Source organism: Hirschia sp. (assembly GCF_058892565.1).
The window spans coordinates 1-10,678 of record NZ_JBZXVU010000040.1; the positions used below are offsets into that span (position 1 = coordinate 1).

At 47.1% G+C, this 10,678-nt stretch carries 12 protein-coding genes; 7 read left to right on the forward strand and 5 right to left on the reverse strand.

Going from position 1 to position 10,678, the window contains the following annotated elements:
- From AC5EF3_RS14420 to rpmG, 4 genes are all read left to right on the forward strand, one after another.
- The coding region (locus AC5EF3_RS14420; protein ID WP_493548556.1) for a topoisomerase C-terminal repeat-containing protein at window positions 1-237 on the forward strand (237 nt) is incomplete at its 5' end.
- Window positions 238-371: 134 nt separating this feature from the next.
- Window positions 372-2,648, forward strand: coding sequence for a ribonuclease R (gene rnr / locus AC5EF3_RS14425; RefSeq protein ID WP_493548557.1), 2,277 nt, complete (start codon window positions 372-374; stop codon window positions 2,646-2,648).
- Between the two features lie 99 nt (window positions 2,649-2,747).
- On the forward strand, window positions 2,748-3,440 hold the full coding sequence (locus AC5EF3_RS14430) for an NUDIX hydrolase (protein ID WP_493548558.1): 693 nt from the start codon (window positions 2,748-2,750) through the stop codon (window positions 3,438-3,440).
- A gap of 171 nt (window positions 3,441-3,611) precedes the next feature.
- Window positions 3,612-3,779 carry a 50S ribosomal protein L33 gene (gene rpmG / locus AC5EF3_RS14435; protein WP_015827825.1) on the forward strand — a complete coding sequence of 56 codons (168 nt, stop codon included), beginning with the start codon at window positions 3,612-3,614 and terminating at the stop codon, window positions 3,777-3,779.
- A 98-nt stretch (window positions 3,780-3,877) separates the two neighbouring features.
- On the opposite strand, the gene AC5EF3_RS14440 is transcribed toward rpmG, so the two are convergent.
- Window positions 3,878-5,257, reverse strand: a complete 1,380-nt coding sequence (locus AC5EF3_RS14440; RefSeq protein WP_015827826.1) for a PleD family two-component system response regulator — start codon at window positions 5,255-5,257, stop codon at window positions 3,878-3,880.
- Window positions 5,254-5,649, reverse strand: a complete 396-nt coding sequence (locus AC5EF3_RS14445) for a response regulator (protein ID WP_015827827.1) — start codon at window positions 5,647-5,649, stop codon at window positions 5,254-5,256. The genes AC5EF3_RS14440 and AC5EF3_RS14445 overlap by 4 nt, the downstream gene beginning before the upstream one ends.
- 369 nt (window positions 5,650-6,018) lie before the next feature.
- Between AC5EF3_RS14445 and AC5EF3_RS14450 the strand changes: the two genes are divergently transcribed.
- The 3 genes from AC5EF3_RS14450 to AC5EF3_RS14460 all read left to right on the forward strand — a co-directional run bounded on the left by AC5EF3_RS14450 (window position 6,019) and on the right by AC5EF3_RS14460 (window position 8,172).
- On the forward strand, window positions 6,019-6,477 hold the full coding sequence (locus tag AC5EF3_RS14450; RefSeq protein ID WP_015827828.1) for a RidA family protein: 459 nt from the start codon (window positions 6,019-6,021) through the stop codon (window positions 6,475-6,477).
- Between the two features lie 69 nt (window positions 6,478-6,546).
- Window positions 6,547-7,725 (forward strand): GNAT family N-acetyltransferase, encoded by a 1,179-nt coding sequence (locus tag AC5EF3_RS14455; RefSeq protein ID WP_493548559.1) that lies wholly within the window; start codon window positions 6,547-6,549, stop codon window positions 7,723-7,725.
- Between the two features lie 12 nt (window positions 7,726-7,737).
- The gene (locus tag AC5EF3_RS14460) at window positions 7,738-8,172 is read left to right on the forward strand and encodes an HIT family protein (protein ID WP_493548560.1); all 435 of its coding nucleotides are present in this window, start codon (window positions 7,738-7,740) and stop codon (window positions 8,170-8,172) included.
- Here AC5EF3_RS14460 and AC5EF3_RS14465 read toward each other — a convergent pair.
- From AC5EF3_RS14465 to AC5EF3_RS14475, 3 genes are all read right to left on the reverse strand, one after another.
- Window positions 8,169-8,831, reverse strand: a complete 663-nt coding sequence (locus AC5EF3_RS14465; protein ID WP_493548561.1) for a glutathione S-transferase — start codon at window positions 8,829-8,831, stop codon at window positions 8,169-8,171. The genes AC5EF3_RS14460 and AC5EF3_RS14465 overlap by 4 nt on opposite strands.
- A 41-nt stretch (window positions 8,832-8,872) precedes the next feature.
- The gene (locus AC5EF3_RS14470; protein WP_493548562.1) at window positions 8,873-10,090 is read right to left on the reverse strand and encodes a PQQ-dependent sugar dehydrogenase; all 1,218 of its coding nucleotides are present in this window, start codon (window positions 10,088-10,090) and stop codon (window positions 8,873-8,875) included.
- Between the two features lie 147 nt (window positions 10,091-10,237).
- Window positions 10,238-10,678, reverse strand: a 441-nt coding sequence (locus AC5EF3_RS14475; protein ID WP_493548563.1) for a rhodanese domain-containing protein, incomplete at its 5' end; no start/stop codon positions are given.

Consider the following 10,678-nt stretch of genomic DNA (forward strand, 5'->3'; position numbering starts at 1 on the left):
GAACCAATCAATGTGTTTGATGGGCGTTATGGTCCCTATGTTAAACACCAAAAAACCAATGCAACTTTGCCAAAGGATTTAACACCTGAGACAATTACATTGGAAAAAGCAATTGAGCTGATCAATGCAAAAGCTGGTGCGTCAAAGAAAAAAGCACCCGCCAAGAAAAAAGCGCCCGCGAAAAAACCTGCGGCTAAGAAAGCTCCCGCTAAAAAGGCTCCTGCTAGCGATTCTTAAGCACCACAAAACACCACATTCGGGGCGAAGATTATTCAAATCTGATGCCCCGAATTCTTGCCTTAAAATCGTAATTTAAATTTCAACAAACAAAAAACGGGCATTAAATCCATTTTTGGGTTATATGCCTCCTCATGAGTAATATAACTGAAAAAGCCGTTCTTGAATTTCTAGAGCGCAATCCCGATAAATCTAACAAACGCGAAATTGCACGAGGTCTTGGTGTTCAAGGCTCCGACCGTGTCGCACTGCGTCAGATTCTGAAAAAACTTGAAACAGAAGGCACGATCGCTCGCACAGGAAAACGTCAGTTTTCTAGCGTTGATGCCCCGCCTCCCACATCTATCATTAAATTTGAAAAACTAGACGAACATGGTGATCTGGTTGGCCGCTGCGTCGGCCGTGATGGCTTGTACGGCCCAGAGATCACATGTGTTGCCACTGGCGGACGCAAAAAAGGCGAATCCCTTGGAATTGGGGATAAAGCTCTCTGTAAAGTTGGCAAAGCCAATGACAGTCTGTGGTATGCCAAAGTTATCAAGAAAATCGAAAACACGACGACTTCAACAGTCATCGGTTTGTTTGAAGCCAATAAACATGGCGGACGCGTCAAACCGACCAGTCGCAAAGACAAAAATGAGTATCTGGTTGAAAAGATCCTCTCCAAAGATGCAGAAACTGGCGACATCGTTCGTATCAGCCTAAAAAAATCTAAGCCTTACGGCCCGCAAATGGCTGAGGTGGTTGAGATTGTTGGGCGTATGGAAAACCCAAAATCAGCATCCCTCATCGCTCTGCACACACATGATGTGCCCGATGAATTCCCAGTAGAAATCATTGCAGAAGCGGAAAACGCGACAGCTCAAAAAACGGCGCGTGAAGATCTTACAGATATTCCACTCATCACAATCGACCCTGCAGATGCACGCGATCATGATGATGCTGTTTTTGCACGTCCAGATGAAGATGAAGGCAATAATGGTGGCTGGATCGTTTATGTCGCTATTGCAGATGTTGCTGCCTATGTACAACACGGTACAGCATTGGATGATGAAGCCTATAAACGCGGAAACTCAACTTATTTCCCAGACCGTGTTGCGCCAATGCTTCCAGAAGCCCTTTCAGCAGAACAATGTTCTCTGAAGGAAAACGAATTGCGCGAAACATTCGCGGTTGAAATGCGTTTTTCCGCAAATGGTGACAAAATTGGCCACCGATTTATTCGCGGCACAATGCGTTCAGCAGCCAAACTATCCTATGAACAAGCTCAAGCCGCTATTGATGGCAAACCTGACGATAAGGCCGGCCCTCTTCTTGAAACCGTCCTTAAGCCTTTATGGGCAGCTTATGAATGTGTCGGCAAAGCCCGCACACGTCGCCAACCATTAGAGCTAGACCTACCCGAGCGCCGCGTCACACTTGATAAAGACGGCACAGTGCTTGGCGTATTCACCAAAGACCGCTTTGACGCTCATAAACTCATCGAAGAGTTTATGATCCAAGCCAATGTGTGTGCGGCTGAAAGCTTGGAAAAAGCAAATTCACCGCTGATCTATCGTGTGCATGATGAACCCTCAGACGAGAAAATTCTCGCCCTTGGTTTCTTCTTGCCAACCATTGGCATGAAGTGGGCACGCGGCGCGAAAAAAACAGCAGAACGCTTTAACGACCTACTTGCACAAGCAAGACGCACAGAACACGAGCACCTTGTTTCGGAAATGGTGTTGAGATCACAATCTCAAGCGAGATACGCACCTGAGAATTTTGGCCATTTCGGACTCAATCTCGCGAAATATGCACACTTCACATCTCCTATTCGCCGGTATTCCGATCTCATCGTGCACCGCGCGCTCATCCGCGCCCTCAGCCTTGGTCCAGATGGATTATCAGATGTTGAGTCCAAACGCCTTGAAGAAATCGCAGAACACCTGACCACCACAGAGCGCCGCTCTATGGCAGCCGAGCGTGATGCAACAGACCGCTATTTAGTGGCTTTCATGTCTGAAAAAGTTGGCGCTGAATTTCAAGGCCGTATCGCAGGCGTCACCAAGGCTGGTATGTTTGTGAAGCTCGATGATAGCGGTGCTGATGGCTTCATACCAGCAGCCCGTCTTTCTGATGAATACTGGCTGTATGATGAGCACAACGCCGCTCTCGTGGCTGAAGGCTCTGAAAAACGCTATGAAATGGGCATGCCTGTACTCGTAAAGCTTGAGGAAGCAACGCCGCTTACAGGTGGATTGCTATTTGAAATGCTGTCTGAGCCTCGTGAGGCACGCGAAGATCTGGTAAAGCCCAAGCGTGAGCGTCGTGGTCGAAACCATCCACCACGCGGCAATAAGGGCAGCAAAAAACGCCCTTCAAATAGATCTGCGCGGTCCAATGGGTCACGTTCTGGCAAGAAGAAATAAGATCAAGCTGACAGGAGCGTCGTCATAACAGAAAAAACTTTCAAACCAGGGCAGTTTGACGACGCACCTCCTGATTTAAGCCGCGCGGACAATCCGGTCATGCCGCGCGACGCCGCAACAATGATACTCGTTCGCAGCGATGGGCCACAGCCGCGTATCCTTATGGGGCAACGTGCCAGCGGACATGATTTCATGCCCAATAAATATGTCTTCCCCGGCGGCAGAATGGACCCGTGCGATCTATTGATTCCCCCTCTTGATCAGCTCAATCCAACTTGCCAGTCCCTGTTAAATCAGAAAAGCAAAACCTCCCCAACAGGCCTTGTTCTTTCAGCCATTCGAGAAACTTTTGAAGAGACTGGTTTGGTTATTGGTGAGAATGTCGCCCATCCCGTCGACACATCATCAATAGAAGATGAAAGCTGGAAAGCTTATCTTGGACATTCTGTCCGCCCCAGCCTGAAAAATATCCAATTCATAGGCCGCGCAATCACACCGCCCTATCGCGCTAAACGTTTTGATGCACGTTTCTTTCTAGCTAGATCAGAAGTCGTTCTGGCCCATTTAAAACGTCCAGCAGATAGCCATGAATTGCTAGATTTACAATGGTTCACTTTTGAACAAATCGCTGACCTTGATCTTCCCAGCATTACGCGTTTCACCATCGAGGAAGCTCACAAGCGGATCACAACACCCGAAGCACCTCACGCGCCCTTCTTCACATACTGGGAGGAGAATAAAAATCATCTTGAACGACTCAGCTCCTCTCACAACCCTTGTGATTCTCACTGAATTGAACCTAAAACCTCCACTATTTGCCAAGCCAGCATGTTATTACCTATTTATTTTCAATCTAATGAAGACAATTGAGAAACAGGTCTTGACGAAGCGAGGGGTAACTGATTTAAGCACGCTTTCCGTTTCACGCGCGAGTAACCGCGCCTCGACCAGAGCAAGAGATCAATGGCTAAACCTACCACTGTGAAAATTCGCTTGAATTCGACTGCGGACACTGGTTTTTTCTACGTAACAAAGAAAAACCCGCGTAACTTGACTGAAAAACTCGTCTTGAAAAAGTACGACCCAGTCATCCGTAAACACGTTGAATTCAAAGAAGGTAAGATCAAATAAGATCTTATTTTCGAACAAAACAAAAAGGGCTCGGTTAATACCGGGCCCTTTTTTTGTGCTGTAATTCCAGCAAGTCTTAAGTGTGATTTCAGCGTGTTTTAAAAGCCGTCAAAATTACAGACGATTCGGTTACGTCCATTTTCTTTGGCGTTATACAATGCCTCATCCGCACGCTTTATCAGCTGAGCAACGCTATCATCAGGCGGGAAGGTCACGGATGCACCACCCGACATTGTCACATCCAAACGGCCCAATCCGTTATTGATACTAAATGGAGCACCATCCACTTTTTCACGGATACGTTCAGCGGTAAGCTGTGCCATTTGGATCGTCGTATCTGGCATGATGACCATGAATTCTTCACCGCCATAGCGACATGCGATATCGCTTGGTCGGATATTGTGCATCAATCTATCCGAAAACTGTCGCAACACTTCATCGCCGACATCATGGCCATGGCCATCATTCACTTTTTTGAAGTGATCCAAGTCACACAGCAAAATAGACACCGGACCGCCGCCCATATTGGCGCGTTTCATAAACTGTTCTAGCTGGTTTTCCATATACCGACGGTTATGCAATCCGGTTAGCTGATCAGTGACCGCCAACTCCATAGACTGATCCAGACGCGCACGTAGAGAATCAATATATCGCTTCTTACTCACCTGCGTCTTGACCCGCGCGAGCAATTCTTCTGGATCAATAGGCCGCACCAAAATATCAGATGCCCCCAGATCCAGTGCACGAACAGCTAACGCCTCATCTTCGGCACCAACAATCGCTAAAATGGGCAAATCACGCGTGGCTTCCAGATTTCTAAGATAGGCACATAATTTTAGCCCATCATATTTTTCACCGCCAAGCGACAACACCATAATATCTACTGTCGCCGCGCCCGCACCCACACCGCCCGGTTTAGCGCCAGCATTGGCGAGCGTCATTGGCTTATGATCAGTCTCAAGATATCGACAAATTCTCGCTGCTTGGCGCTCATTATCATCAACAACAAGTACACGTGCAGGATTTCCACCGCGCCCTGTTGGCGTCACATCAATCACACCTATACGCCGCCCCGATGCTTCACGCTTGCGCAGCTCATCAGCAACCAATTTATACTTTGACAATGCCCGCACTCGTGAAAGCAATTGCAAATCATTGATTGGCTTCGTCAAAAAGTCATCTGCACCAGCGCGCAAACCTTTTAATCGGTCTTCACGCTCATTGAGAGCCGTCACCATCACAATAGGGATATGCTCAGTGCGCGGGTCAAATTTAAGCTCTCGACAGGCCTCAAACCCATCCATGCGCGGCATCATGACATCAAGCAAAATAATATCAGGCTCTGTTGCAATCGCTTTATCAATTGCATCCAGACCATCCACAGCAGTCGTGACCTGAAAATATTCATGCGCAAGTTTAGCGCACAATAATTTCCGGTTGGCTTCTATATCATCAACAACAAGTACACGTGCGCTCAATGGGTCGAACCCCGTGTAGAGGTCAGCTCTTCTACCATTTTGATAAATGGTGTCATCTGAATTGGTTTTGTCATATAGGCTTCACAACCGGCAGCTTTCACGTCTTCTTCATCCTGACGCATAGCAAACGCTGTAACGGCCAAAATTGGAATATTGCCTACTACATCGTCATCTTTTATCCAACGCGCAAGGTCCAAACCGGACACTTCGGGAAGTTGAATATCCATAATAATGAGATCTGGGTGAATTTCTTTTGCCATTTCGACAGCCCGCAAGCCGTCAATAGACTTAACAGCCTCAAAACCGAACGCACCCAACAAATCGCAGAACAATTTCATGTTCAGCTCATTGTCCTCGACGACGAGGACTTTTTTTGATGCAGTTTCAGCCATATCTGTCGCTACTCCTCGCGAAACCGCGTATGCGATTCCCCACTCTCAACCCGTATTTTCGCCCAATAGGGTTAAACACCCTTTTACGGCTCAAGATAAAAAAGACTTTTATGCAAGTTATCTATGCACAAAACCCATGAACATTCAGTCAATTAACAAACATTCAGCTTCAGGCTTATATTTACCTCTATTTCGTCTTCAATTCCTGATTCACCCGAATCTCACCTGATTAAACACAACTTTATAAAAATCTAAGCTAACGAGACATTAACTTAGACATTTTCTATCGTCGATCTTGAAAAAAATCTTGTATCTGTCATCCGTTAAATACAACAGTTTCGACAATTATATGTTGCCTTGGAGACAAATATGCCAACACCAGAAGCACGCCTTGAACGCTTAGGGATTACACTCGGCGAACCAAACGCTGCCGTAGCTAACTATGTTCCCTATGTCATTTCTGGAAACCAGCTATTTATCTCAGGCCAAATTTCTATGGATGCAAACGGTCTCGTCAAAGGTCGCTTAGGTGAAAACATGGATTTAGAAGCCGGACAGGCAGCTGCGCGTTTGTGCGGTATAAATCTAATCACACAAATGAAAGCAGCGCTTCAATCCCTAAGTCGCGTTGAGCGCATCGTAAAGCTTGGGGGCTTTGTTAATGCTTCACCAGATTTCGTAGACATTCCTCAAGTCATCAATGGATGTTCAGACATTATGGTCGAAGCATTTGGCGAAAAAGGGCGTCACGCGCGCTCTGCTGTGGCCTGTCCGGTTTTGCCTCTGGGTGTCGCTGTTGAAGTCGATGCGATAATTGAATTTGAATAAACACTAAAGTTTGCAATTGACCCAAATTTTTTATTGAAAGGACGTGGTTTCATCTCCACATATAGCTTCATGGATAAAGATGAATTCACGCTTTCAATCTCGATTATAAATGCGCTTTCCGAAGTTGATAGAGACGACTGGAATAAGATCGCAAACCCCGAGGGTGAAAGTTATGATCCTTTTCTCGATTGGGATTTTCTTCAAGCCTTAGAAGAAACCGGCTGCGTTTCACCACAAACAGGCTGGGCCCCTTACCACATCCTCGCCAAAGATCAGGATAACCAGCTGATAGGCGCATGCCCGATGTATCTTAAATCACATTCTCAAGGTGAGTTTGTCTTTGATCATTCATGGGCAGATGCCTTAGAGCGTGCCGGTGGGCGCTATTATCCAAAATTATTGATAGGCGTTCCCTTTACCCCCGTAACTGGACGAAGACGCCTTTGCATTCCTGGCCCCAATGCCACCCTTGTCAAAGATGCATTGCTGCAAACAGCGGTCAAAATGACGTCCGACAACAATCTCTCATCACTGCATATAAACTTTATTGATGCCCTCGAATACGAAGAATTAGGTGCGCAAAGCTTGCTTCAACGCACCGACCAGCAATTTCACTGGGAAAATGATAATTACACTACATTTGATGACTTCCTAAATGTACTTGCTTCGCGCAAACGCAAAAATCTAAAAAAGGAACGCGCTCAAGCCCAAGATGGGATTATTTACGAGCACCTAACCGGAGATCAAATCACCGCCGAGCATTGGGATATCTTCTATGATTATTATACCGACACCGGCGCGCGCAAATGGGGCAGCCCCTATCTCAACCGTGATTTTTTCACCCTTCTAGGTCAGCGCATGAGCGACAAGATATTGCTTGTTTTCGCACGCGACACTGAAGACAATCGCCCCATTGCTGGTGCGCTCAATATGATCGGCTCCGACACACTCTATGGTCGCTATTGGGGATGCTCAGAACAACGTCCCTGTTTGCATTTTGAAACTTGCTATTATCAAGCCATCGACTTTGCCATCGCCCACGGCTTGAAACGGGTTGAAGCCGGCGCACAAGGTGGCCACAAGCTCGCACGCGGGTATGCACCAAGCCCCACATATTCAGCGCACTGGATTGCCAATGAAAGCTTTTCAGATGCTATCGCTCAATATCTAACCCATGAACGCGAACAAGTTGAATCTGATATAGAATATCTAGGACAAAGAACACCATTTCGAAAAAGCGAAGATTAAGAGGAAAACACCATGAGCCTTCAGGGAAATTACGATAATGACAATATCTTTGCTAAAATACTGCGCGGCGAAATCCCATCGGTAAAAGTGTATGAAGATGATGTCGCTCTTGCCTTCATGGATGCATTCCCACAAGCAGACGGACACACGCTTGTCATTCCCAAAGGCGTCACTGCCCGCAACTTCCTTGAAATGCCTCAAGAAAAGCTTGGCCCTTATATGGAGCGCGTCCAGAAAGTGGCGCAAGCAGTCGAGCGTGCACTTGCCCCTGACGGCATTATACTAACGCAGTTCAACGGTGAAGCTGCCGGCCAAACCGTTTATCATCTCCACTTTCACATCATTCCGCGTAGAGAAGGCAAATCTATAGGTACACATGCCGCCGGAACGATGGCTGACATGGGTGAATTAGAAACAATCGCGACAGAAATACGTGCTGAGCTTTAGCGCTCAACCGGATAAATAATCGGCGTGTCGCCCACTTTCCAGGGCGCACGCTTGACCATAATTGCCTCGAAAATTTCAGACGCCATCGCCGCTTGCAGCCATTTATGCACATGCGGTATATCCTGCGCGTCAAACCATTCCATATCCGCAATACGAAACTGACGGATAAACGGAAAAATCGCATAATCAGCCAGCCCCATAGTCTCACCAGCTAGAAAGGCTTGATTCTTTAGTCTGCTTTCCAGATCCAATATAGTCTCAAATCCCGCTGTGCGATGCTCAGTCCCGTCAACATCATCATAGCGATAGGCGTATTTATAACGATCCAGATGCGCTTTAAATGGACCATCATTGCGCTCAATCAATTCATAGGTGACAGCACGGTCCATGGCATTAATCGGCAGCCAACCTTCAGGATCGTTTATGCTCAACGCCCAAAGCATAACATCTAGGCTTTCATCTATGACTTTATCCTCGCCTAACACTAAGGTTGGCACAGTGCCTTTATCGCTGGCTTCCAGCATAGCGGCAGGCTTATCGCGCAACAAAATTTCGCGCCATTCAAACGCCTGCCCGCAAACATGCAAAGCCATACGCCCCCGCATAGCATAGGGACAGCGTCGAAAAGTATAGAGAATAGGAAGATTAGAATGTGTCATCCCGCATGGATAATACACGCTAATTTTTTATCAAGCCCTACTTATCCCTTTGGCGTGATCCGCAGGAGACGGCCTTCAAAACCATCTTCTAGCACATAGATTGCGCCATCTGGTCCCCGCTCGATTTCTCGCACGCGTTCATCCCAAGAATAGCGCGCTTCTTCCGTGCCTTTCTCGCCATCCAGTGACACACGCACAATCGCCTGTCCGCTCAAACCGCCCATCAATGCATTGCCTTTCCAATCGGCAAACACATCACCTGTATAAATGATCAAACTACCAGGCGAAATTGACGGCACCCATGAAATAGCCGGCGTTTTAAAATCATCGCGCGTGTCATGGTCAGGAATATCCAACATAGAATAATTGCGACCATCAGAAACCACTGGCCAGCCATAATTTTCGCCCTTCACAATGCGGTTTAATTCATCGCCGCCGCGCGGGCCCATCTCGTTTTCCCAAATCTGGCCATCAGCATCCATCGCGATACCAAGCGGATTTCTGTGCCCTATGGACCAAAACTGCTCTTTAATGCCACCTTGCCCCGCAAAAGGATTATCATCCGGCAGGCTGCCATCATCATTGAGGCGAATAAGCTTTCCAAGATTACCATTCATATCCTGCGCAGGCGTCTGTCCACCGCGATCACCCGAAGTAATGAAAAGATACCCATCCTTATCAAACAGCAAACGCTGACTAAAATGGCGCCCCGTATCAACTTTCGGCGATTGCGTCCAAATACGCTCAATATCGGTCAACTCACCGCCCGAAGATGTTAAATTCAGCGTCCCGCTTTCAACAACAGAGCCATATAAATCACCCTCAGCTTCGATATAGGAAATATAGACTTTTTTGTTGTTTTCAAAATCAGGATGTAGCGCCAAATCGGCAAAACCACCTTGGCCTGCAACTTCACTTTCAGGCACACCAGAAATCTGCCCCAGCACATCTCCATCCGCAGTCACGAGCTTGATACGTCCTTCTTTTTCATTCACTAGCAGATTGCCATCTGGCAAGAATGTCATCGCCCACGGCTCTTCAAATTGGCCAAGCGACTCGGCGATCAAAACGACCCCATCACTACCTTTTATTTCAAAAGCATTCGCCGGCAATTCTCGCGTCACGTCACCTTCAACCGAAGCCGTTTCAGATACATCAGCCTCAGGCGGCACTGTCTTCTCTGCGGCAGGTTTAGCGCATCCCGCAATCGCAAAAACTGAAACTGCTGAAACAAGTGAGATCAAAGTAAATCGAGTCATGGCGCAATCTTTCGCTGGTGGGCTTGAGTTAACTCAAGTTATCACCGCTCTCCTAGAAGGAAAGAGCACCAAGCAATTTAACTAAACCTAGCTACAAAAAAGAGGATACCAACCTGAAAAAACTGTAGCTTGGTATTTCGTTTCCAACTACTCCCCAGCAGATTCTTTCCCAGCGATAGATTTCAGTCTTGCCTCTTCAGCAGCGAGACGTGCCGCTTCACGTTCAGCGGTCAGATCTTGCCCAACATGTGATTTGCCGCGTTTTTTCGCCAATTCAATCTGCTTTTGGCGCTCTTCAAACGCTGCTTTTTTCTCTGGCGAATATTCGTCATAGCATTGGTGACAAGACACGCCTTTGGTAAATTCAGGCTTGTCTATATCGGCGCGTGTAATGGGCCGACGGCACGCAAAACATTGATCATAACTGCCCAATTCAAGGCCGTGTTTCACCGACACACGTTGATCAAAGACAAAACATTCCCCTTCCCACGCTGATTTTTCTTCTGGCACATTTGCAAGATATTTTAGAATGCCGCCTGTCAGGTGAAACACTTCTTCAAAGCCCATAGCCTTGGCCAAAGCTGTCGA

Bases quoted from the DNA above. Each gene is read 5' to 3' on its own strand.
- rnr (WP_493548557.1), top strand. From the start codon at position 372: ATGAGTAATATAACTGAAAAAGCCGTTCTTGAATTTCTAGAGCGCAAT.
- AC5EF3_RS14430 (WP_493548558.1), top strand. From the start codon at position 2,748: ATGCCGCGCGACGCCGCAACAATGATACTCGTTCGCAGCGATGGGCCA.
- rpmG (WP_015827825.1), top strand. From the start codon at position 3,612: ATGGCTAAACCTACCACTGTGAAAATTCGCTTGAATTCGACTGCGGAC.
- AC5EF3_RS14445 (WP_015827827.1), bottom strand. From the start codon at position 5,649: ATGGCTGAAACTGCATCAAAAAAAGTCCTCGTCGTCGAGGACAATGAG.
- AC5EF3_RS14450 (WP_015827828.1), top strand. From the start codon at position 6,019: ATGCCAACACCAGAAGCACGCCTTGAACGCTTAGGGATTACACTCGGC.
- AC5EF3_RS14455 (WP_493548559.1), top strand. From the start codon at position 6,547: ATGGATAAAGATGAATTCACGCTTTCAATCTCGATTATAAATGCGCTT.
- AC5EF3_RS14460 (WP_493548560.1), top strand. From the start codon at position 7,738: ATGAGCCTTCAGGGAAATTACGATAATGACAATATCTTTGCTAAAATA.
- AC5EF3_RS14465 (WP_493548561.1), bottom strand. From the start codon at position 8,831: ATGACACATTCTAATCTTCCTATTCTCTATACTTTTCGACGCTGTCCC.
- AC5EF3_RS14470 (WP_493548562.1), bottom strand. From the start codon at position 10,090: ATGACTCGATTTACTTTGATCTCACTTGTTTCAGCAGTTTCAGTTTTT.